General features: G+C 61.2%; 22 protein-coding genes and 1 pseudogene. 9 read left to right on the top strand and 14 right to left on the bottom strand.

From position 1 onward, the window contains the following. Positions 1-4: 4 nt before the first annotated feature. Positions 5-454: a glycine zipper 2TM domain-containing protein gene (locus O3300_RS21745; RefSeq protein WP_034780449.1), complete on the bottom strand. Its 450-nt coding sequence runs from the start codon at positions 452-454 to the stop codon at positions 5-7. A gap of 143 nt (positions 455-597) precedes the next feature. Beyond that, a complete protein-coding gene (locus O3300_RS21740; protein WP_305054085.1) occupies positions 598-1,026 on the bottom strand; it encodes a DUF962 domain-containing protein in 429 nt (142 codons plus the stop codon). A 95-nt stretch (positions 1,027-1,121) separates the two neighbouring features. Here O3300_RS21740 and O3300_RS21735 point away from each other — a divergent pair, with 95 nt between their 5' ends. Then, on the top strand, positions 1,122-1,661 hold the full coding sequence (locus O3300_RS21735) for a DNA-deoxyinosine glycosylase (RefSeq protein ID WP_305054084.1): 540 nt from the start codon (positions 1,122-1,124) through the stop codon (positions 1,659-1,661). A gap of 167 nt (positions 1,662-1,828) precedes the next feature. Here O3300_RS21735 and O3300_RS21730 read toward each other — a convergent pair whose 3' ends face one another. Together O3300_RS21730 and O3300_RS21725 are read right to left on the bottom strand one after the other, a co-directional pair. Then, entirely contained in the window at positions 1,829-2,005 is a 177-nt protein-coding gene (locus O3300_RS21730; RefSeq protein WP_305054083.1) for a hypothetical protein, read from the bottom strand. 60 nt (positions 2,006-2,065) lie between these two features. Next, positions 2,066-3,151 (bottom strand): DUF6516 family protein, encoded by a 1,086-nt coding sequence (locus tag O3300_RS21725; RefSeq protein WP_305054082.1) that lies wholly within the window; start codon positions 3,149-3,151, stop codon positions 2,066-2,068. Between the two features lie 295 nt (positions 3,152-3,446). Between O3300_RS21725 and O3300_RS21720 the strand changes: the two are divergent. Beyond that, positions 3,447-3,791, top strand: a pseudogene (locus O3300_RS21720) (DNA-deoxyinosine glycosylase); the annotation flags it as partial. A gap of 9 nt (positions 3,792-3,800) precedes the next feature. Here O3300_RS21720 and O3300_RS21715 read toward each other — a convergent pair. From O3300_RS21715 to O3300_RS21705, 3 genes are all read right to left on the bottom strand, one after another. After that, positions 3,801-4,463, bottom strand: coding sequence for a hypothetical protein (locus tag O3300_RS21715; RefSeq protein WP_305054081.1), 663 nt, complete (start codon positions 4,461-4,463; stop codon positions 3,801-3,803). A gap of 103 nt (positions 4,464-4,566) precedes the next feature. Continuing rightward, positions 4,567-5,775 carry a hypothetical protein gene (locus O3300_RS21710; protein ID WP_305054080.1) on the bottom strand — a complete coding sequence of 403 codons (1,209 nt, stop codon included), beginning with the start codon at positions 5,773-5,775 and terminating at the stop codon, positions 4,567-4,569. A gap of 107 nt (positions 5,776-5,882) precedes the next feature. Continuing rightward, positions 5,883-6,749 (bottom strand): HDOD domain-containing protein, encoded by an 867-nt coding sequence (locus O3300_RS21705; RefSeq protein WP_099666424.1) that lies wholly within the window; start codon positions 6,747-6,749, stop codon positions 5,883-5,885. Positions 6,750-7,039: 290 nt separating this feature from the next. On the opposite strand from O3300_RS21705, the gene O3300_RS21700 reads away from it, so the two are divergent. Next, positions 7,040-7,603 carry a DNA-3-methyladenine glycosylase gene (locus O3300_RS21700; RefSeq protein ID WP_305054079.1) on the top strand — a complete coding sequence of 188 codons (564 nt, stop codon included), beginning with the start codon at positions 7,040-7,042 and terminating at the stop codon, positions 7,601-7,603. A 175-nt stretch (positions 7,604-7,778) separates the two neighbouring features. Here O3300_RS21700 and O3300_RS21695 read toward each other — a convergent pair whose 3' ends face one another. Then, the gene (locus tag O3300_RS21695) at positions 7,779-9,476 is read right to left on the bottom strand and encodes a methyl-accepting chemotaxis protein (protein ID WP_305054078.1); all 1,698 of its coding nucleotides are present in this window, start codon (positions 9,474-9,476) and stop codon (positions 7,779-7,781) included. 68 nt (positions 9,477-9,544) lie between these two features. Beyond that, positions 9,545-10,003: a cache domain-containing protein gene (locus tag O3300_RS21690; RefSeq protein WP_099666427.1), complete on the bottom strand. Its 459-nt coding sequence runs from the start codon at positions 10,001-10,003 to the stop codon at positions 9,545-9,547. A 282-nt stretch (positions 10,004-10,285) separates the two neighbouring features. On the opposite strand from O3300_RS21690, the gene O3300_RS21685 reads away from it, so the two are divergent. The 5 genes from O3300_RS21685 (at position 10,286) to O3300_RS21665 (ending at position 16,007) form a co-directional block, all read left to right on the top strand. Then, entirely contained in the window at positions 10,286-11,650 is a 1,365-nt protein-coding gene (locus O3300_RS21685; protein WP_305054077.1) for a KamA family radical SAM protein, read from the top strand. A 2-nt stretch (positions 11,651-11,652) separates the two neighbouring features. Next, positions 11,653-12,993, top strand: coding sequence for an MFS transporter (locus tag O3300_RS21680; RefSeq protein WP_305054076.1), 1,341 nt, complete (start codon positions 11,653-11,655; stop codon positions 12,991-12,993). Then, positions 12,938-13,786 (top strand): fumarylacetoacetate hydrolase family protein, encoded by an 849-nt coding sequence (locus tag O3300_RS21675; protein ID WP_099666429.1) that lies wholly within the window; start codon positions 12,938-12,940, stop codon positions 13,784-13,786. Before O3300_RS21680 ends, O3300_RS21675 begins: the two co-directional genes overlap by 56 nt. Continuing rightward, a complete protein-coding gene (locus O3300_RS21670; RefSeq protein WP_289900216.1) occupies positions 13,786-14,352 on the top strand; it encodes a carboxymuconolactone decarboxylase family protein in 567 nt (188 codons plus the stop codon). Before O3300_RS21675 ends, O3300_RS21670 begins: the two co-directional genes overlap by 1 nt. A gap of 95 nt (positions 14,353-14,447) precedes the next feature. Then, the gene (locus O3300_RS21665; RefSeq protein WP_289903398.1) at positions 14,448-16,007 is read left to right on the top strand and encodes a S1C family serine protease; all 1,560 of its coding nucleotides are present in this window, start codon (positions 14,448-14,450) and stop codon (positions 16,005-16,007) included. Between the two features lie 56 nt (positions 16,008-16,063). Here the strand turns inward: O3300_RS21665 and O3300_RS21660 are convergent, their stop codons facing one another. From O3300_RS21660 to yjgA, 3 genes are all read right to left on the bottom strand, one after another. Further along, on the bottom strand, positions 16,064-16,732 hold the full coding sequence (locus O3300_RS21660) for an alpha/beta hydrolase (protein ID WP_251350193.1): 669 nt from the start codon (positions 16,730-16,732) through the stop codon (positions 16,064-16,066). Further along, positions 16,729-17,361 (bottom strand): molybdopterin adenylyltransferase, encoded by a 633-nt coding sequence (gene mog, locus O3300_RS21655; protein ID WP_099666433.1) that lies wholly within the window; start codon positions 17,359-17,361, stop codon positions 16,729-16,731. Before mog ends, O3300_RS21660 begins: the two co-directional genes overlap by 4 nt. 90 nt (positions 17,362-17,451) lie before the next feature. After that, positions 17,452-18,051, bottom strand: coding sequence for a ribosome biogenesis factor YjgA (gene yjgA / locus O3300_RS21650; protein WP_099666434.1), 600 nt, complete (start codon positions 18,049-18,051; stop codon positions 17,452-17,454). Between the two features lie 92 nt (positions 18,052-18,143). Between yjgA and pmbA the strand changes: the two genes are divergently transcribed. Next, positions 18,144-19,496 carry a metalloprotease PmbA gene (pmbA, locus tag O3300_RS21645; RefSeq protein WP_099666435.1) on the top strand — a complete coding sequence of 451 codons (1,353 nt, stop codon included), beginning with the start codon at positions 18,144-18,146 and terminating at the stop codon, positions 19,494-19,496. Positions 19,497-19,542: 46 nt separating this feature from the next. Here pmbA and O3300_RS21640 read toward each other — a convergent pair whose 3' ends face one another. After that, the gene (locus O3300_RS21640; protein ID WP_305054075.1) at positions 19,543-20,652 is read right to left on the bottom strand and encodes a cytochrome-c peroxidase; all 1,110 of its coding nucleotides are present in this window, start codon (positions 20,650-20,652) and stop codon (positions 19,543-19,545) included. 279 nt (positions 20,653-20,931) lie between these two features. Then, positions 20,932-22,056 carry a M14-type cytosolic carboxypeptidase gene (locus O3300_RS21635; RefSeq protein WP_034746346.1) on the bottom strand — a complete coding sequence of 375 codons (1,125 nt, stop codon included), beginning with the start codon at positions 22,054-22,056 and terminating at the stop codon, positions 20,932-20,934. Between the last annotated feature and the right edge of the window lie 97 nt (positions 22,057-22,153).

Raw genomic sequence — 22,153 nt, 5'->3', positions numbered from 1 at the left:
CAGATCAGTGGGTGACGCGGGTCTTGCGGCCATCGGACAGCAGGCGCACGCGTTCGCCCGGACGGAACAGTTCGTCCGCGTCTTGCACGATGGCGCGCATGTCGCCATTGTCCAGGCGTACGGTGATTTCCAGGCCGGGTTTGTTGGAAGCGTTCGCTTCGATGCTTTTGCCCGCCATGCCGCCGGCGACGGCGCCCAGGATGCTGGCCGCGATGGCGCCCTTGCCGCCACCGACTGTCGAGCCGGCCACGCCGCCCAGCGCCGCGCCAGCCAGCACGCCCGTGCCCGTTTCACCCTTGTCGATGGTGACCTGGCGCACGGATTCAACCGTGCCCATGCGAACCGATTGTTCATTCTGCGCCTGGCGCGCGTTGTACACATTCGCCGAGTTCGGTTGTACGGCGCAGCCGGCCAGGGTGGCGAGCAATGCCACTGCAATAATTGGTGCTTTCATGTGGGACTCCCTTGGACAAAAGTTAGTTGCCGATTACATTGACCGACAGATGATGACTTATCATAAGGACACTTGCCTCATATAACTAGTTGCGAATAGTAAAAATCTGTTACGGCCCCGCGTGATCGCGTGATCGCTGCCGCTCAATACGCCAGCCGCAGGCGCCGGTATAAAAATCCCAGCACGAACAGCGGTCCCACCAGCAAGAAGCGCAAGTCGTCCAGGAACGACGGTTTCTTGCCTTCGATCTGGTGGCCGATGAACTGGCCTATCCAGGCCAGCACGAACAGCGCCAGCGACACGGGCAGGACGGTCAGCGCCGGCATCAGCAGCAGCAGGCCCAGCATGGCGGCCAGCATGGCCAGCATGCCCACCGCAAACGGACGTGACAGCTTGTAGTAATAGTATAAAGCGAGAATACTGCCGAGCAGCGCCACGCTGGGATGCACGCTCCAAAGCAGCCCCAGCAGGCTGAAAACGATCAGCGGCACGCACACGATGTGCACCCATTCATTGACGTGGTTGCGGTGGCTTTCGCCATACTGGGCCAGCAGGGTGTCGATGGTGCGCATGGGCGGTCTCTTGTGTAGGGATGGTTGTCCGGGAATTCTACACCGTCGCGTGGCCGGGTAAAATGGCCCTTCATTTCCCCCTCCGGACCGCTCATTTGAATAGCCCAGCCTACTTGCCAGACACTGCCGCCGACCCGCGCAAGCGCTGTTTCGATCCCGTCGTCGACGCCGATACGCGCTTGCTGATACTGGGCAGCTTGCCCGGCGAAAAATCGCTGGCGCACAGCCAATATTATGCGCATCCGCAAAACAAGTTCTGGCGGTTGCTGGGAGAGGTGCTGGGCGTGGACTTGACAAGCCAGCCCTATGAAGCGCGCTTGAGCACCTTGCTGGCGCACGGCGTGGGCCTGTGGGATGTGGTGGCGCAGGCGCAGCGTACGGGCAGCCTGGACAGCAATATCCGCGCCCGCGACGACAACGATTTACTCGCATTAATTTCCAATTTACCTGAGTTGACGACCATTGCTTTTAACGGCGGGACGGCGTCCAAGTTGGGTCTGAAGGTTCTGGGTCAGCATGCGACGCGCTATCGCATCGTCCAACTTCCATCGAGTAGCCCCGCCTATACTTTGTCCTACGTCGAAAAATTGCGATTATGGCAGGTTCTACGCGGTGCTATCTCGGTCACCAACTGACATCGAGCAGCCTGCCTGAAAATCAACGCCGAATCCGGTGGAGTGAGCGTATCATTTCGGTCAGAAAGAACGGGATCAGTATCGACCGAGGACGTATTGCGGCAATTTCTGCCGAAGAGAACGGAACGTGATTTTGGTGTCATCCGAAGGAGCACTGGCACTTCCAGTCAAGTGAATGTTTTCTCCTGCGGCAGGATGCCAATAAAATCGGCCTCATCACTTCCTACCTCCTGCAGTATGCAGCCCATGTCCGCAAAGAAATCGTTGATGAGTTGCTGTGCATCTTTGAACTCATACGGCACTCTTTGATCTGATGGATGCCGGTATTTGTGGTCGAAAGCCAAGATGCGTCCCACATATTTGGGGCGGCTTTACCAAGTAGGCGTTTAAGCTTCGGTCGTGTTTTATGTAACCTTGCCTGAGACTTGTGCCAATGTCCATTTTTCTTCGGCAGTCTCAACAAGCTGCCGAATTGCCTTGAGGTCGGCTACTGCAAATCCATATGTGAAACTCGGTTCAACTTGATTTTTCTTGGACTTGCTCAAGTCGCGATGAACATGGTCCGGGCCATATTCGACTTTGTGATGATCAGCCGAATCTATCCGCGCAATCGGCTTCCCTGTAGGATCTTGAATATTGTATGCGTAATCATTTAACGCATCTTGACGAATGATCAGGCGAAACCCTGACTTGCGCATAGCAGTTATGGTCTGACCATCAATTTTTTCAATCACGCATTTTAGTTCGTCGCGCACCGCATCACAGGTCATGTCGATGGTTTGCTGCCCGTGCCGCACGACCTTTGCACCTACGAGGAAAGGGGCAGGCACGCCCATCTTTTCTGAAATGTAGTTGAGCAGTGTTGAGTGATCCATGGCTTCCGCTTCATGCTGACCGCAAAGCTGCAAACCAATCATTATGCCCTTCGCACCGATAACTGTAGTCGTAGACATCAGATCAGTCTTGTCTCCACACATCATGCAACCGCCATCGGAAGACAACCAAATACCTTGTTCGACCGCTGTGTTCCTGACCCTCCCGTCCAGCAGGCCCTTGAATGCCTTGCTGTTCGCCTCCCACCGCGTATGCCATTGTTCGTAACGTTTGGCATAGCGCTTGTCCTCAATCAGTGGCGAGAACCGTTCGTCGTTCATAGGCGGAAGCGTTACACCATGCTGCTGCATATATGCGCCAATCGTACCGACAGCCATCAGGTCAGCCGTCTTCATGTAGTAAATTCGTGGCGCAGGGAAGTTATCGGTTGCTGCATAGAAAGCATTGAAATGGAAGACACCGGCACCGATGTAGATGTGGGTATTGTCGGCTGTCTTCATCATTTGCAGAAGATCACTTCGGCTCTTCATTTCAATCGCGACCACGGGCATGTTCGGCTTCAGCACGTTTACCGCCATGCTCTTTACACACGTGTCCGTATTGCGTCCGTCAAGGCCATGACTGAAACAAATCTGGATCATTTGGTGGATGCTCAAGTTATTCCTTCACTTTCAACTGGTGAGTATCGAACCGATATGCGTCCGCATTATGCAAAATCAAGCAGATATCCAAAGCTTCCGCATACTTCGAGATTCAATCGGTGAAGACTTCCCGGGACTTTCATGAACGCTCCAGTTGCATTCACGGTAGCGCCTGAAAGCTACGCTATTCGTCGCACAACTATATCCAGAAAACCTGAGGGACTTGTAGAATGAAAGCGAGAACCTTGCGCAAGTCGCAGAGAATCGCATGGATGCGCGCTTTCAGGTGCCAAAGGGCAGCAGAAAAACCGAAGTGCTGGGCGTGGAATTGACTAGCTTGCTTTATGAAGAGCGTCTGGCAACCTTGCTGGCGCACGGCGTGGGCCTGTGGGACGTGGTGGCGCAGGCGCAGCGCACGGGCAGCCTGGACAGCAATATCCGCGCCCGCGACCACAACGACCTGGTGGCCCTGGCCGCCAGCCTGCCGCAATTGCAGACGATCGCCTTCAACGGCGGCACGGCCGCCAAGCTGGGCATCAAGGTGCTGGGCGAGCACGCGCAGCGCTACCGCATCGTCAGCTTGCCGTCGAGTAGCCCCGCCTACACCTTGGCGTATGCGCACAAATTGCAGGCGTGGCTGGCTTTGCGCCGGTGAGATGGCATGTCAGGCGGCAAGCCTGTGCATGAGGCGCTGCGCCTGTTCCTGCCGGTACTGGCGCCGCCAGAACCAGGCGATGCAGATCAAACCCAGCAGGGATGGCGCCAGCTGCGTCCAGGGCTGGCCCATGCGCAGCAGGTTGCCCGCGGCGGCCGAAAGCATGGCGAACAGCGAGGCGAGCAGCTTGTAGATATGTTCATAGCGCCACAACATGCCATGCCAGCGGCGGGGAAAGAGCCAGCGCGCGCTGTCGTAGACGAGGATGGTGGCCAGGCCGCCCAGCGAGGACAGCACGACGATGGTTTGCTGTCCGGAAGCATCGTGCTGCAGGCGCAACAGGATCATCCCGCCCGCCGCCAGCGCGGCTGCCGTCATCGCGCCATCGACGGCTTGCGGACCGGCATCGCGCGTGTACACGGCGCGCCAGCCGCTCAGCAGCTGGTACAGCACCAGCACCGTCAGCACGGCAAAGACGGGGCGATAGTCAAACAGCAGATTGCCGATGGCGGCCGTGGCGCAGACCAGCAAGGTCAGCCACGCGAACAGCCTGCCGCGGCGACGGTGCTGCGGCGTGCCCTTGGCCGTGGTCAGCAGGAGCAGGCCCAGGCCGATGGCGGCGCTGCCGGCCAGCACATGGGTGACAATATTGATCAGTTGCGGCTGGGGCATGCGCATCTCCGGAAGGTGCGCCAGGCTGGCGCACGCTCGCGGAGATAGTATCTTGATAATTGCCGCCTGCCAAGATGGCAGGCGACGGAGGAGGCGACGGGACTTACGCCGGCGCGTACGGCTGCGCTTCCAGCGGCTGTCCCTTGGCGTCGAATTTCAGCGCCACTGACAAGCGGGTGACGCCGATGGTGGCCAGCGCGTCGCAGATGTCGTCGACTTCGTCCTGCAAGTCGGCGGCCAGGTCCAGCGGCTTGTCGGCGCTGTGCAGCAACTGGCCGTCTGCCGTGCTGACGTTGACGCGCAGCAGCATTTCGCCGTGCTCATCGGCCGGGCCGACGACCACCGAGACGTCGCCCGCGTCCACGTTGTTTTCCGCCAACGCATGGTTGATGCCGGACATCATCTGCAGCATCGCATACTCGCTCATGCCTTGTTCCTTGCCACCGTGGAACAGATCCTGGTAGAGGAAGCTTACTTCCAGGGTGTTGCCGGCCGGCGCCAGGCAGCGTTTCACCAGATCACCCACTTCCGTCGTCCATTGCTGGTAGCGGGCCATGCGCGCGTCGAACCAGGCGTCGAGCGCCGCTTCATCCTTCGGTTCCGCGTAGAACGGGTCGTCCACGCGCTTGAGGGCAAAGCCCAGCAGGAAGCGCAGTTCGACGGCCGTGTCCTGTGGGCCGAAGGCCGTCTCGCTCCAGCCGACGATGCTGCTTTCCAGGCCCGGCGTGGCGACGATCTTCTTGTCCGTCATCGATGCGTACGCATCGCGCACCATTTCGTGCAGGTGGCTATAGGTGATGCGGTCGATTTCATCGAGGTCGTAGGCGTGGCTCATCAGGACCACCTTGGCCTTGGCGCTTTCCAGCTCTGCCTGCTGGAAACTTTTCACCAGCGCTTCGAACGCGTCCTGGTCCTGGAAGCTGTCCGCTTCCTTCAGGCCGCCCGTGCTTTGCACCAGCAGGGGCACGACGAAGGCGTTGATTTCCATTGCCGGGGCATTCTCGCGGCGGATCACGGAAATGGACGCCGCTTCCTCGATATGGCTGCGCAGGTACTGGTAGGCGCCCACGTCCTCGTATTTCGCCCGCTCGATGGCGTCGTACAGGATTTCATCCTTCTTTTGATTCAAGGCCTTGCGGATCAGGCGGCCGAACTCGACGGCTTGCTCGGCCAGCACCGTGCCCTGCGATTCGCTGTCTTCCTGCTCCGCCAGGTTCAGGGCCATCGTGCACAGCATGCGCGTGACGGATTCATCCTTGTCTTCAGGCGTGTTGGCGGATTTACGGGGGACAGGGCGCTTATTTTTGGGCATGGCGATCAACAGGTTAAGAAAGAAGGGTCAGGCAAACGGAAACAGGCGCCAGGGCTTGTGCCAGGCGCCGGGACGGATCATACAGGCGGACGCGGCCGCCTGATACCTCAATGGTCGGTATCGAACATCTCGTGCAATTCGTCGAGCAGGTCGGCGGCTTCTTCCTGCGACAGGCCGAGATGCTGGCAAGCAAGTTCGCCGCCCTTGTCCCACTCCAGCGAGGTACTGTTGCCATGGTAGCGCTGAATGCCCTTTTCGGCCAGCAGCGACAGGGCGACGAGCGAGCGGATGGCGTCGTCCGTGGACGGGTCGGCCAGCACCGTGTAGTCGTGGTGGTGCAAAATCGCCCACGAGACGTCGGACGACAAGCCCCAGTTGCGCGCCAGCAAGCAGCCGATGGCCGCGTGGTTGGTCTGGTGGCGCGCGTCTTCCAGTGCTGTAAAACAATTGTGCGCATCGTTGGCGGCCGCCGCGTACGTGTTGACGTAGTCGGGAAAGCGGTTCATCAGCAGGGGCACGCCGATGTCGCAGAACAGGCCGAAGGTGTGGGCGATGTCGGGCGGGGCGATGCGCAACTTGCGTGAGGTAAATACCAGGGCGCGCGCGCGCTTGGCCGACACATCCCAGAAATTGGTCAGTTCCACGCCTTCCGCTTCCAGCGCCTGGCGCGCCAGCAAGCCCGTCATCATGGCGCTGCACTGGTTGATGCCGAGGAAATTGATGCCTTGCTCGACGGACTTGGCCTTGCGCGCGGCGCCATAGAACGGCGAATTGGCCAATTTCAGCAGGGCGCCCGACATGCCGACGTCGTCGGCGATGATGCGCGCGATGCGGCGCGGCGACGGGTCCTGTTCCGCCAGTTCGCGCTGCAAGTCGACCAGCAGGCTGGGACGCGGCGGGATACGGATGGAACGCATCAAGGCGTCAACCGGATCTTCCTGCTCTATCTGCTTTTGCGCTGCCGCTCTCATCATCACGCTTTCATCATCATTTTTGTGCCCGGTGCTTATTCTGTCGCGCGCTGCCGCTGCCCGCCTCAGGGGCGTCTGGCGCAGTGCCCGACGATTATCGCTGTTTATGCATAGCAATAGTTCATATCTGCAATATATTCTGGAAAAAATCCCCGTTTTGGCCTGGTCCGGCCGTGATTTTCGTCATTTCACGACCTTGCCCATCCCGGTATCCATGATGAAAAAACCAAGTTTTATTTGTTTTCAAGGCGGGGCCAGGCGTGCGGCGGGATGCGCGACGGTACAATTGCCGGATGAAAAAAATCCTTGCGGGTATCGATTTCGCGGACGATTCCAGCAGCGTGGCGCGCCAGCTGATCGGCGTGACCGTGCTGGTCGACGGCGTGGGCGGGCGCATCGTGGAAACGGAAGCGTATGACCGGCTGGACCCTGCCTCGCACACGTATGGGGGCATGACGCCGCGCAATGCGTCCATGTTCGGCCCGCCCGGACATGCCTATGTCTACCGCTCGTACGGCATCCATTGGTGCCTGAACTTTGTGTGCCGCGAAGCGGGGCATGGCGCGGGCGTGCTGATCCGCGCGATCGAACCCGTGGAGGGACTCGATGCGATGCGCGAACGGCGCGGCGTCGAGGGGGAGCGGCTGCTGTGCTCGGGACCGGGCAAGGTGTGCCAGGCGCTGGGCGTGAGCCACCTGCACAACCGGCTGGCACTGGACGCGCCGCCGTTCCTGTTGCTGGCCCGCGAGAGTGATGTCACGGTGCAAACGGGGCCGCGCATCGGCATTTCCAGGGCGATGGACACGCCGTGGCGCTTCGTGCTGGCCGGCTCGCCCTATCTGAGTAAACCGATCTAGAAACACCTAACCAAACCTACTGCGCGTTGCGCTTTGCGGCCTGTGATGCTCGCTGCCTCGGCGGCCCCGTGCTTCAGCACAGCTGCGCTTCTCAGCCACAAATCACTGCCGCTCGCTACGGTTTTGTTAGGCGTTCTTGAGTGTGCCTGTACGTGCCTGCGGCTGGATGCCGGCATTAAACACCGCGTTGGCGGCGGGACGCGTTACCTGGTGCATTGTTGTGTGGCATGCCGCGTAGCGGGCTGTGCAGCGCGCGCCGGTCCTGTTGCGCACCAACTGGATGCTGGAATGCTTCCTCGTCAGGCGCGGCCGGCTGCGCGGGCGCCAGCGGGTCGAGGGTAAATACGGCCACGGCCGCCGACAATTTGACGGCCTGGTCCTGCAAACTGGCCGCTGCCGCGGCTGCCTGTTCCACCAGGGCTGCATTTTGCTGGGTGACGTCATCCATTTGCGTGACGGCCTGGTTCACTTCCGTGATGCCAGACGCCTGTTCCACGCTGGCCTGTTTCACGCGCTGGATGATCTCATTGACTTGCTGCACCGAGGCCACGATGGCGCCCATGCTGTCGCCCGCTTGCTGCACGGCCACGCTGCCGCCATCGATGGTGGTGACGGACGTGGCGATCAGGGTCTTGATTTCCTTGGCGGCCTGCGCCGAGCGCTGCGCCAGGGTGCGCACTTCCGACGCCACCACGGCAAAGCCGCGGCCCTGTTCTCCCGCGCGCGCCGCTTCCACCGCCGCATTCAGCGCGAGGATATTGGTCTGGAAGGAAATGCCGTCGATCACGCCGATAATATCCACGATCTGGCGCGAATTGGCGCGTATCGTCGCCATCGTCGTCACGGCTTGCTGCATCGATACGCCCCCTTGCACGGCCAGGGTGGATGCCTGCCCCGCCAGCTCGCAGGCCAGCTGGGCGTTGTCGGCGTTGTCATTGACGGCTTGCGTCAGCGCTTCCATGGCGCTCGATGTTTCTTCCAGCGAACTGGCTTGCATTTCCGTGCGCGCCGACAGATCCAGGTTGCCGGTGGCAATTTCATGCGAGGCCGTGTCGATCGATTGCACGGCGCCCATGATGGTGCGCAAGGTCTGGTTCAGGTGGGCGATGGTCTGGTCCAGCACGCGCGAGGTGGCGGCGATTTCATCATTGCCCTGCTTGGGCGCGCCGGCCATCAGCTTGCCCGCCGCCAAGTCTTGCACGGCGTCGGCAATGCCGCGGATTTCCACCAGCATGGCGCGCCGCACCAGCATGGTCACCACGATGGAGACGAGGATGGAGAGCAGGACGGTCAGCAGCAAGCTCCAGCACAGGGTGCGAAACTCGGCGCTGGCCGTCGCATGGGCCTGGCTGCTGAGCGTTGTTTCCAGCGCGGACAGTTGCGCCAGCTGCGTATTGAACTGGCCGAACTGCGTTTCCGCCTTGAGCATGGAATTGGTGGCGATCGACTGGTCCATCTGCGCCATTTCCATGGTTTCCAGCACGGCCTTGCGATAGCCGGCCAGTGCCGTGATGGCCGCATCGACCAGGGTGAGTTCGGCGCCCGTGGCCGTGGCGCGCAGCGAGGCCAGCTGGGTGCCGATGGCCGCGTGGCGCGCCTTGATCTGTTGCTCCAGTGCATCGAGACGGGACTTGGCGAAGCTGCCATTCGTCCACGACAGCAACTGGTACATATTGCCGTGTACATGCTTGGCCTCTCCTAGTACGTCGGCGGCTGCCTTCAGGTGCGTGATGCGCACCCGCACCATGTTTTCCAGCGAGGCATTTTGCCGCACCATGCCATACCAGGCGCCGGTCGAGCTGAGTATCAGCAGCAGCAGGACCAGGGTGGGTGCCAGCAATAATTTTGGCCCTATGCGTAATTGATTGAGCATGCTCGACTCCTGGCGATGGCCGTTCAAACCGCAGGCGGCGCGCGGTGTGTGTGAGCGCCGCCCTTGCCCTATTTTTTGTAGATCCCCGCTTCCAGCACCACATCGTTGACGCGCAGGATGTAGGTGGTCTTCGGTTCGATCTTGCCGGTGGTGGGATTCTTGTACTGATAGTCGACCCAGCCCTTGCCCTGTTTTTGCGCCAGCTCAATGATTTCACGGCGATATTTCTTGCCATTCGCATCGGGCACGTCCGTCAAATCCTTGCCGACGATGGAAGGATTGATGGGGTGGGCCAGCACGATGCCCGTCTTGATGTCGCGCATGTCCACATACAGCGAGCCCTGCACGAAGTCCGGGTCTTTCGCCGTGATTTTCTTCATCATTTCTTCCTTGCCATGCGCCTTCATGAAGGCGGCGCCCCGTTCGGCCATGGCGATGGCGTCTTTTTCCGTTGGTTCGACCGCGGCGCTGACGTTGCCACCGGCAAATGCCAGGCACAGCAGGCTACCCGTGAATAAGCGTTTCATGAAAGCTCCTTGTGATATCGAGGGATATGTTGCCAAGTCGTAATTTACGTCGCCGGCGCTTCCCGCAAATTGCGATGGCACAAACTAAGGTGTTGCTTGTCGGTAGCTTGCAACGTATCGACGGCTTGTTGATATGTAACAATTTGGTTCCGAGCGGCAAGAACTATGATGACTTTCACAGCATGCCAAGCGGGCAAGGCATGGCAGAGGAAGAGGCTGGAATTGGCCGGGATAGGGCTGGTTTCAAGGAAGTTATCGCTGTTTACTGGCAAGGAGCCGATCGTGTCCGCACCCATTACCGAGCCGTTTTCACCCAAGTTCAAGCCGTATACGCGGCACACCATACAACAGGCGCGGCAGTGGGAATGGCTGCCGGAAGAGCAGCGTGAAGCCGTGCAAGTGGTGTCGCATGTCTTGCCGTTTCGCACCAATGCCTATGTGCTCGACCAGTTGATCGACTGGAACAACATCCCCGACGACCCCATCTATCGCCTCGTCTTTCCCCACCGCGACATGCTGGCGCCCGAGCAGTACGCGCACCTGCGCGAGCTGGTGCTGGTGCAGAGGGACAAGGCCGCTATCGATGCCTATGTGCATGGCTTGCGCCTGGGCATGAATCCCCATCCGGCCGGCCAGATGACGCACAACGTGCCCCGCGTCAACGATGCGCCCGTGCGCGGCTTGCAGCATAAATATGCGCAAACGGTGCTGTTTTTCCCCAGCGCAGGACAGACGTGCCACGCGTATTGCACCTTCTGTTTCCGCTGGCCCCAGTTCGTCGGCATGGACGACATGAAGTTCGATGCGCACGAGTCGCATGAGCTGGTCGCTTACCTGAAACTGCATCCGGAAGTGACGGACGTGCTGATCACGGGCGGCGACCCGATGATCATGAATACGCGGCAACTGGCTGCCTACCTGGAACCGTTGCTGGCGCCGGGCCTGGAACATATCCAGAACATCCGCATCGGCACCAAGGCGGTGGCGTATTGGCCGCAGCGCTTTGTTTCGGACCGCGATGCGGACGACTTGATGCGCCTGTTCGAGCGCATCGTCAAGGCGGGCAAGAACATGGCCGTGATGGGCCATTACAGCCATGCCGTCGAGTTGCGCCAGGACATCGCCCAGCAAGCGGTGAAGCGCATCATTTCCACGGGCGCCACCTTGCGCATGCAGGGGCCGCTGATCCGCCACATCAACGAAGACCCCGCTAGCTGGGCCGAGCTGTGGCAGACGGGTACGCGCCTGGGGGCGATTCCGTATTACATGTTTGTCGAACGGGACACGGGCCCGCGCAGCTATTTCGAGTTGCCCCTGGCGAAGGCGCACGAGATTTTCCAGGCCGCCTACCAGATGGTGTCCGGCTTGTCGCGCACGGTGCGCGGGCCTTCCATGAGCGCGTTTCCCGGCAAGATCGTCATCGATGGCATCGTCACCATCCATGGCGAAAAACTATTTGCCCTGCAATTTTTGCAGGCGCGCAACCCGGACTGGGTGCGCCGGCCGTTTTATGCCAAGTTCGATGCGGAAGCGACGTGGATGGACGATTTGAAGCCGGCCTTTGGCCAGGACAAGTTTTTCTTTGAAACGGATGACCCGGTGCCGCAGGTGCCGCATAAAATCATCCGCCTGGCACAGGCCGCCTGAGCATGCACGGCCACGGCGCGCCTGCCCGTTCCGGCGCGGCCGTGTTTTGCCTGGTGTTCCTGCCGTTCGCGCTCGGTCATTACCTGTCCTGTCTGCTGCGCGGCGTGAATGCCGTGCTGACGGCCGAATTGCTGGGCGCCATCGCCCTGACGCCGACCCAGCTGGGTCTGCTGACCAGCGCCTTTTTTCTCGCTTTTGCGCTGGTGCAATTGCCGGTCGGCATGGCGCTCGACCGCTACGGCCCCCGCACGGTGCAACTGTGGCTGCTGGCGCTGGCGGCCCTGGGCGTGTGGCTGTTCAGCCGGGGCCATAGCTTTGCCGAACTGATGTGGGCGCGCGCCTTGATGGGGGCGGGCCTGGGCGGCTGTTTCATGGCCGCCGTGAAAGCGATCTCGTGCGCCATCGCGCCAGCTCGCCTGCCGTCCGTGCATGGCTATCTGATCGCCGTGGGCGGCCTGGGGGCGGCCACGGCCACCATGCCCGTCAAGCTGGCCCTGCACTACACGGATTGGCGCGGCGTGTTCCTGGGCTTGGCGCTGGCGGCGCTGGCTATCGGCTTGCTGATCCGCCTGCTGTCGCCGGCCCTGCCTGCGCCCGCCGCGGCGAGGAACAAGGTCAGCGTCTGGAGCGTGTATCGCGACAGGGCCTTTCGCCGCACCATCGCGCTGATCCTGCTGCCGCACACGGTGTTCTTTGGCGTGCAGGGCTTGTGGGTGGGGCGCTGGCTGGCCGATGTGGGCGGCTTGTCCGACGACAATGTCGCGTATTTGCTGTACCTGGGCATGGCGGCCGTCATCTTCGGCGCCATCGGCATGGGCATGCTGACGGAGTGGGCGGGGCGGCGCGGTATTGCACCCATGCAAGTGGCGGGCGTGGGCATCGTCCTGTTTGTCGCCGTGCAAGTGGCGATGGCGTGCAATGTGGTGCCCAGCCTGCCTTTGTTGTCCGTGCTGTTTACCCTGCTGGGCACGGTAACGGGCCTCGAGTATGCGATCGTTGCGCAAAGCATGCCGGCCAGCTTGACGGGCAGGGCGGCCACCTGTTTGAACTTGCTCATCTTCACGGGTGCCTTCCTGGTGCAGGCGGGCTTTGGCCTGATCCTCGGCTGCTGGCCCCTGAACAGCCAGCAGCAGTATCCGCCGCAGGCGTACCAGGCGGCGTTTGGCGTGCTGGCGGCCTTGCAATTGCCGGGACTTGCGATGTTTTTCATTCACCGCTGCAGGCGTGCCGGGCCATCCGGTAAAATGGCAGCCTGCACAGCGGCAATGATCAACTCCAAGGAAGACTATGAAACTCGTTCGTTATGGACGTCCAGGCAAGGAAAAACCGGGCCTGATCGATGAAGAAGGCAAACTGCGCGACCTGTCCGGCGTGATTGCCGATATTGATGGCGCGCAACTGTCCGACAAGGCCCTGCGCAAGCTGGCCAAGCTGGACGAAAAGACCTTGCCTTTGGTGCGCGGCAATCCACGCTTCGGCGTGCCGCTGGCGAAAGTCGGCAAGTTCATCGGCATCGGCCTCAATTACGCGGATCACGCGGCCGAGGCCGGCATGCCGATTCCGGCCGAACCCATCGTCTTCATGAAGGCCATTACTTGCCTGAATGGCCCGGACGACAATGTCGTGCTGCCGAAAGGCTCGAAAAAGACGGACTGGGAAGTGGAGCTGGGCGTGATCATCGGCACGCGCGCGCAATACGTGAGCGAAGAGGACGCCCTGAAATACGTGGCCGGCTATTGCGTCGTCAACGATATCTCCGAGCGCTCGTTCCAGCTGGAACGGGGCGGCCAGTGGGACAAAGGCAAGGGTTGCGACACCTTCGGCCCCGTCGGCCCATGGCTGGTGACGCGCGATGAAGTCATCGATGAGCAGGATCTGGACCTGTACCTGGAAGTCAACGGCAAGCGCATGCAGACCGGCAATACGCAAACCATGATTTTTACTGTCGCGCAGATCGTCAGCTACCTGTCGCAATTCATGACCCTGGAACCGGGCGACGTCATCGCCACGGGCACGCCGCCGGGCGTGGGCCAGGGCCGCAAGCCGCAGCGTTTCCTCAAAAAAGGCGACAGCATGCGCCTGGGTATCGCCGGCCTCGGTGAACAGCAGCAGGATGTGGTTGCCTGGACAGCCTGATGGCCGGTAGCGATATCGACCGTTTGCCGCCGTTGCCGCTGGACCAGCTCGATGTCCAGCAGCGCGCGGCCGCGCAAGCCATCATCGACGGTCCGCGCGGGGCGCTGTACGGCCCCTTCGTGCCGCTGATCCGCAGCCCCGAGCTGATGGAAACGGCGCAGCGCATGGGAGAATATTTGCGCTACCGCAGCGCCATCGGCACGCGGCTGTCGGAACTGGCGATCCTGGTGACGGCGCGCCAGTGGGACCAGCAAGTCGAGTGGGCCATCCACGCGCCGCTGGCCGTGCAGAACGGCATCGCGCAAGCGGCCGTGGACGCCATTGCGGCGCGGCGCGCACCGCTGGCCCTGAAAGAAGACGAGCAAGCCGTGCACGACTTTTGCATCGAGTTGCAGCAGAACAAGCGCGTCAGCGATGCCACGTATGCGCGGGCGCTGGCGCTGTTCGGCGAGCACGGCGTGGTCGACTTGATGGGTATCAATGGCTACTACACCTTCCTGGCCATGGTGATGAATGGCGCGCAGACGGCGGTGCCGGCCTTGGGTGTGCCGCCCATGCCCGCCTGATGACAGGTGTTTTTCGGGCAAAGATGGACAAAGTGTAATGAAGTTGAAATTATTCAATATATAATTTTACTTCCCTTCCATTGCCAACAAGCTCAATGAAAACTCGTCCGTGCTTCACCCTGATGGGCCGCGCCTTCCTGGCGCTGGCCCTTTCTTTTTGCCCCTTGATGACGGTGCGCGCGCTTGCCGCCGAGACCGCTGCCACTGCCAGCCCCGGCGCTTCCGCCCTGGAAAACTCCGTCGTCAAGGTGTTTTCCACCCTGCGCGGGCCGGATCCCTATAAACCGTGGAGCAAGGCTGCGCCGCAAGAGGTGACGGGTTCCGGCGTCGTCATCGAAGGCCGCCGCATCCTCACCAATGCGCATGTGGTCGGCTATGCCAGCCAGGTGCAGATCCAGGCGAATGGCGCCGGCGACAAGATACCGGCGACCGTGCTGGCCATCTCGCGCGGCATGGACCTGGCCTTGCTGAAAATCGACGACGACAGTTTTTTTGCCAGCCATAAAGCGGTGCCGCGAGCCAATGTCTTGCCGGACGTGCGCGATGCCGTGCTGGCGTATGGCTATCCGACGGGCGGCACCTCGCTGTCGATCACCAAGGGCATCGTTTCGCGCATCGAATTCGTGCGCTACAACTTCCCTGTGTCCGGCCTGCGCATCCAGATCGATGCGGCCATCAATCCGGGCAATAGCGGCGGCCCCGTGATTGCCGGCGACAAGATGATCGGCCTGGCCTTTGCCGGCATGCTCAATGCGCAAAACATCGGCTACATCATCCCCAACGAGGAAATCGAACTGTTTCTGCGCGACCAGGACAGTGGCGCGCCCAAGGGCAAGCCGGCCATGCGCGACGTGACGCAAACGCTGGAAAATCCCGCGCTGCGCACGTATCTGAAGCTGGCCAAGGGTGTCGAAGGCGCCGTCGTGATGACGCCGGCCAGCAAGGATGCCGCCTATCCGCTCAAGGAGTGGGATGTCATCACGCATATCGGCGATTTTCCCATCGATAACCAGGGCATGGTCAAGCTGAATGCCAACAGCCGCGTGCGCTTCCAGTACCGTGTACAGCAGCTGGCGAAAGACGGCCAGTTGCCGTTGACGGTGGTGCGCCAGGGCGCGCCCCTGAAAATCAAGGTGCCCGTCTCGGCGGCGCACCCGATGCTCATCAGCGGCCTGCAGGGCAATTACCCATCCTATTTCATCTTCGGTCCCATGGTGTTTTCGCGCGCCAGCACGGAATTCATGGCGGCGCCGAATGGCAACCCGGCGATGTTGGGCGGCATGGCGTTTGCCGGCAATCCGCTTGCCACGCGGCGTGGCGATGCGCCCGACAGCGAGCGCGAGGAACTGGTGGTGATCGCCGCGCCGTTCTTCCCGCACAAGCTGATGAATGGCTACAGTACCCGTTTCTTCTCGGTCGTCGATTCCGTCAATGGCGTGCGCGTGCGCAGCCTGGCGCACCTGGTGGCCTTGCTGCGCGACCAGACGGATGAATTGCTGACGTTCCGCTTCCAGCAACGCGATGCTGAAATGGTCGTCGTGCCCCGCAAGGACATGCTGGCAGCGACGGAATCGGTGCTGACGGACAACGGCATCCGCTCGGAAGCGTCGCCCGACATGTTGAAAATCTGGAATGAAAAAACGCCGGTAAACTGATCGTTCCCGGCGTTCCGCAAGACAACAGGCGCGGCGCAGACCGCGCCTGTTTTACTTTAAGCCAATACTTTCTTCAGCCACGCGCCGATGGCGTCGATTTCTTCCTGGCACAGCGAGTGCTGCATCATGTACTCGTGCCATTCCACCTTGTAACCCATGCCGGTGAGCAAGTCGCGCGACTGCTGCGCGCGGCCGATCTGCACCACGGGGTCGGCCGTGCCGTGCGCCATGAAGATCGGCGTCTGCAGGCTGGCCGGCGTACGCTCCAGAGCCGTCTTGTCGGCCAGCGGCAGATAGCCGGACAGGCACATCAGGCCGGCCAGCGGTTCCGCGTGGCGCAAGCCCGTTTGCAAGGTCATGGCGCAGCCTTGCGAGAAGCCGGCCAGGATGATGCGGCTGGCGGGAATGCCGCGCGCCTTTTCGCGCGCGATCAGCGCTTCGATCTGCAGCTGCGAGGCGCGCAAGCCGCCCTCATCTTCGCGACGCACGAGGTCGCTCACGAGGATGTCGTACCAGGCGCGCATCACATAGCCGTTGTTGATGGTGACGGGCATGGTGCCGGCGCTGGGGAAGATGAAGCGGATGGCGGGGCAGCCGCGCAAATCGAGTTCTTTCACCAGGGGAACGAAGTCGTTGCCGTCGGCGCCCAGGCCATGCATCCAGATGATGGATACGGTGGGGTTCGGTGCGCTGTCGAGTTCGATGGTTTCCAGCAAAGTGCTCATGTATTTTCCTCTGGTAGTGGTTGCGCCGGACGCAGCGCCGATTTGGGACGGAAGGCCTTGCAGATGGCCGGGTCGGTTTCCATGTAAGGGCCTCCGATGAGGTCGATGCAATAGGGCACGGCGGCAAAGATGCCGTTCACCAATTGATTTCCATCAACATCCTTCAAGCCTTCCAGGGTTTCCTTGATGGCTTTCGGCTGGCCCGGCAAGTTCATGATCAGGGCGGCGCGCTCGGGCGTCTCGCGGATCACGGCTACCTGGCGCGACAAAATGGCCGTCGGCACGAATTGCAGGCTGATCTGGCGCATCTGTTCGCCGAAACCGGGCATTTCCTTGGTCCCGACGGACAAGGTGGCGTCCGGCGTCACATCGCGCCGCGCCGGACCCGTGCCGCCCGTCGTCAGGATCAGATGGCAGTGGCTCAGGTCGACCATGTCGATCAGGGTGTTTTCAATTTGCGAGCGCTCGTCCGGGATCAGGCGTTTTTCCAGGCGGAAAGGCGTGCGGATGGCGGCGGACAGCCAGCTTTCCAGGGCGGGGATGCCCAGGTCTTCATACACGCCGCCGCTGGCGCGGTCCGAGATCGACACGAGGCCGATAATCAATTCGTCTTCGAGAGTGGTGGACATCGGTCACCTATAAAAGTTTGGAGTGTCTTAAAAACAATAAAACCGGGATTATCCCGGTTTTTTGTCCATCCTTGCGTTTGGGACGGTCAATTACTCGTCGTCTTCCGCTTCTGCGTCATCTTCGTCGGCATCTTTCTTGCCGCCATTTTGCTTCTTGGCGATCTCTTTCAAGATCTGGAAGATTTCACGGTAGGCCTTCGGCGGCTTGTTCTCGGCTTGCTCCTTGCGGGCATTGCGGATCAGGGTGCGCAGGTGCTGCACGTCCAGTTCCGGATTTTCCGACAGCAAGACGGTCAGAGCCTTGTCGTCCGTCAAGAGTTTGTCGCGGCGGCGTTCCATCGCGTGCATATTGGCCGTGTCGGCTTTCGACAAGCCTTTCCAGCTATCGATGGTGCGTTGGATGGCGGCAACTTCGTCTTCATCCAGGGTGCGCATCTTCTTGCCCACATATTGCAGCTGGCGGCGGCGGCCTTCGTGATCCTTGATTTGCTGGCATTCGAGAATGGCGTCGCGCACGTCTTCTGGCATAGGGACGCGCTTGACGCGGTCGCGGGCCTCATTGACGAGTTCTTCGCCCAGCTTTTGCAGGACGGTCATCTGGCGCTTGAGTTCCGACTTCGAAGGACGTTCATATTCCTGTTCGAATTCGGTGGATTGGAAGCCGCAAGCTCCCCGGTTTGGATTTGGCATGATAAGGCGGGATTGGCCGCGTAGGCCGCACCTGTAAACTGTAAACGACTGCTATGATAACCTTTTTAGCGGCTTTCCGAAGAAAACAGCGCATGAACGACTCCGTATTTACCCATAGTCAAGAGCAATTGCAGCAACTAGCCCGTGATGTGTTGTCTTTTGCGCGGGAAGCGGGCGGCACCGACGCAGCCGTCGAAGTCAGCGAAGGCGGCGGCTTGTCCGTTTCTGTACGAAAAGGCAAGATCGAGACGATCGAGCAAAACAAGGACAAGGGCATGGGCGTGACCGTGTTTGTCGGCAAGAAGCGCGGCAATGCCAGCACCTCCGATTTCTCGCCGTCCGCCCTGCGCGCCACGGTGGACGCCGCCTACAACATCGCCCGCTTCACGGCCGAGGACGATTGCGCGGGCCTGGCCGACACGGACATGCTGGAAATGTCGCCCCGCGACTTGCAATTGTTCTATCCCTGGCTCATTTCCACCGAGGAAGCCGTCGCCCTGGCCCAGCGGGCTGAAGCGGCCGCGTTTGCCGTCGACCCGCGCATCACGAACAGCGAGGGGGCCAGCGTGCACGTGCAGCAATCGCACTTTGTTTCCGCCAATTCGCGCGGCTTCATCGGCGGCTACCCGTTCTCGCGCCACACCCTGTCCGTGGCGCCCATCGCCGGCAAAGGGGCGAAGATGCAGCGCGACGATTGGTATTCGTCCGTGCGCGACGCCTCTAAAATGTCGAGCCCGGAAGCCATCGGGCGCTACGCCGCCGAGCGCGCCCTGTCGCGCCTGAACGCGCGCAAGCTGGGCACGCGCACTTGTCCCGTGCTGTTCGAGGCGCCGCTGGCGGCCGGTTTGCTGGGTACCTATGTGCAAGCGACCTCGGGCGGCGCCCTGTACCGCAAGTCCACTTTCCTGAACGACTCCCTGGGCACGCAAGTGCTGCCGTCGCACGTGCAGATCTTCGAAGACCCGCACGTGATCGGCGGCGTCGGTTCGGCGCCGTTCGACGAAGAGGGCGTGAAAACCGTCAGCCGCGACGTCGTCAAGGATGGCGTGGTGCAAGGCTATTTCCTGTCGACCTACACGGCCCGCAAGCTGGGCATGCAGACGACGGGCAACGCGGGCGGTTCGCACAATCTGTACCTGACCTCGAACCTGACGGCCGCCAGCGACGATTTTAGTGCCATGCTGAAAAAGCTGGGCACGGGCTTGCTGGTGACGGAGCTGATGGGACAAGGAACCAATTACGTGACGGGAGACTATTCGCGCGGCGCATCCGGTTTCTGGGTGGAAAATGGCGTGATCCAGTACCCGGTGGAAGAAATCACCATCGCCGGCAACATGAAGGACATGCTGCGCAACATCGTTGCCGTGGGCGCCGACGAACTGCGCCGCGGCACTAAACAGACGGGGTCCATCCTCATCGAGAGCATGGTGGTGGCGGGCGGCTGAGCGCCTGCATGGCAAGCGCGACAACGCCGGGCGGGCGCGCCACGCTTTACTGCTGGACTTGATAGCCATCCGTCAGGGTGGCCAGAAACTTCACCATATCCTCGATCTCGCCCGCCGTCAGCGCCGGCGCCATGCCGCGCTTGCGGTCGAACGGCGCTTCCTTGACGTTCACGTTGGCGCGGTATCTGGCGGGTATGTCATTGAATTTCTGCACTTTTCCCCGCTTGTCGCGCGGATACCATTCTTGCGGATGCGTATCGCGCCGCACATAAAAACGCAGGGCATCCGTCAGGTTGTCGAACACGCCGTTATGAAAAAACACCTGGCGTGTGGCCACATTGCGCAGGCTGGGTACCTTGAAGGCGCCGCATAGTTCGCCTTTCGCCGCCAGGTCCATACGGTCGGGACCGCACAAGCCCAGGTCGAAATAGGCCGGGTCGGCCGTGGCGGGAATGCGCATATTGCGCGGCACGCCCAGATTGTCGAAACTGAAGTCCGTAAACAGGGGCGGCGCGCCATGCTCGCCCCGCACGCTGGGGTGGCACGCGGCGCAATTGCCCTTGCGTTCATCGTTGAACAGGGCCAGGCCCCGCAATTCGGCCAGCTCCAGGGGAACCTTGTTGGCCAGGTACAGGTCATATTTGGAATCGTAGCGGTGAAAATCCGGCTCTTCCTGCTGGAATTGCTGCAAAGCATACGTGATGCGGCTGAATGCCTGTTGTGGTTGCGCAAAGATGGCGTCGCCAAAGACGCGCCGGAATGCGTCCGCATAGTTGCCGTTGCGCAACCGTTCCACCACCGCATCCGTGCTGGCATTGGCCATTTCGTGTGCTGCCAGGAACGGCCGTTCCGCCTGTTCTGCCAGGCTGGCGGCGCGGCCGTCGCGGTTGATGCCGCCGTTGGGTGCGCCTTCCTCATCAAAGCGGAAGGGCGGATTGTGGTCCAGGTAGCGCAGCGATGGCGTGGCGCGGTAGCCGTGCGCCTGGCCATCGGCGCCGCCCAGTTGCACGGCCAGCTTGTTGCCGGGCGCATAGGCGTGGGCCGGGTCATGGCAGCTGGCGCACGACTGCCTGCCCGAGGCGGACAGGCTGGCATCGTGGAAGATGCGCCGCCCCAGCTGCGCGGCAGGGCTGAGTTCGGCTGCCGTGCCTGGCATGCCGTACAAGCCAAGAAACAAGAATATGCACACGTGTGCAAGTCGGGTCGGTGAATATCGCGCCTCGGCGCGTGGCTGGTCTTTGATGGTCATATGCGGGATGGTTGTCGACAAGGGAGAGACAGGCAATGCTGCGCCCAGTATAGGCAGCAATGGCTGGCGTGGCAACGATTAGCGATGCTGCGCTGCGCAAGACGGGGAGCGGAAAACAGCCGGCGGCAGAGTAACCGCCGGCCAAGCCCGTCACGTCATGCGTGGCGGGCCAGTTTCATGCGCGGCTCAGGCGCGCAAGGTGGACAGGATAGGCTGCAGCACGGCCGCGCCCAGGGCGGCGCTGCGGGCGCCGCTCCAGCCCGTTTGCGGGTCGGGATCGTTGGCGTTGTCCTTGAACGGCAATTCCAGGGTCAGCGACAGGCAGCCGAAGGCGTGGGTGATGTGGGGCGAACCCATGGTCAGCACTTCCGGCGTGAACGGGCCGTCTTCGTAGCCGTGCTCATCCTGGAAGTCGGGGCTAGCCACCTTGAAGTCGGCGATGAAGCGGTCTTGCTCGGCCTTCTGTGCTGGCGTGAAATTTTCCAGCGCATCGCTGCCGGCCACGAAGACGTAAGGCAAGCCTTCGTCGCCATGCACGTCGAGGAACAGGTCGCAGCCGATTTCATGCATTTTCTGTTTCACCAGGAACACTTCCGGGCTGCGCTCCATCGTCGGCGTCATCCATTCGCGGTTCAGGTTGGCGCCGGCTGCGTTGGTGCGCAGGTTGCCATGCACGGAACCGTCCGGGTTCATGTTCGGCACCACGTAGAAGACGGCGTCTTGCAGGCACTGGCGGGCGAATGGATTGGCCTGGTCCAGCAAGGCTTCGAGCATGCCTTCGACAAACCATTCGGCCATCGTTTCACCGGGATGCTGGCGCGCGATGACCCAGACTTTCTTCTCTGCATCGGCGTCGCCGACCACCAGCAGATTCATGTCGCGGCCTTCCACGGTGCTGCCCAGGTCGATCAAGCGCACCAGCGGCGACGCTTGCGCGCTGTCGATCAGGGCCAGGTGGCGGTCCCATGGGTACGGCTCGAAGTAGGCGTAGTACACGCTTTCCTCTTCCGGCGTGTGTTCGATGGTCATCACCGTGCCGTCAAAGCTGGTCGGTACGCGGAACCAGGTTTCGCGGTCGTAGCTGGCCACGGCCTGGTAATCTTTCCAGCCGTCCGGGTAGGCCGACTTGCCTGCGTTCATGAAGCGGATCGTGCACGCCTCGCCTTGCGCGCCTTGCAGGCGGAAGTAAAACCACTGCGTGATGTCGGCGTGGGAATCCTTGCGGATGTTCAGCTCGATGGATTGGGCATCGTCGGCGCGCAGCACCTCGATCGCGCCGGCGTCGAATTGCTGGCTGATTTTAATGGTCATGAGTGTTCCTGATAAAAACGTATGGGTTTTGCATCGTGTGCAATGGCGCGATGATACCTGTTTTGCGGTGGACTTTGTGCTGGCGCAAACGATGACG

Source organism: Janthinobacterium sp. SUN206, assembly GCF_030587305.1.
Taxonomy (GTDB): domain Bacteria; phylum Pseudomonadota; class Gammaproteobacteria; order Burkholderiales; family Burkholderiaceae_D; genus Janthinobacterium; species Janthinobacterium kumbetense.
The sequence above is the reverse complement of the archived record's forward strand: the minus strand, read 5'-3'. Positions and strand labels throughout refer to the sequence as shown.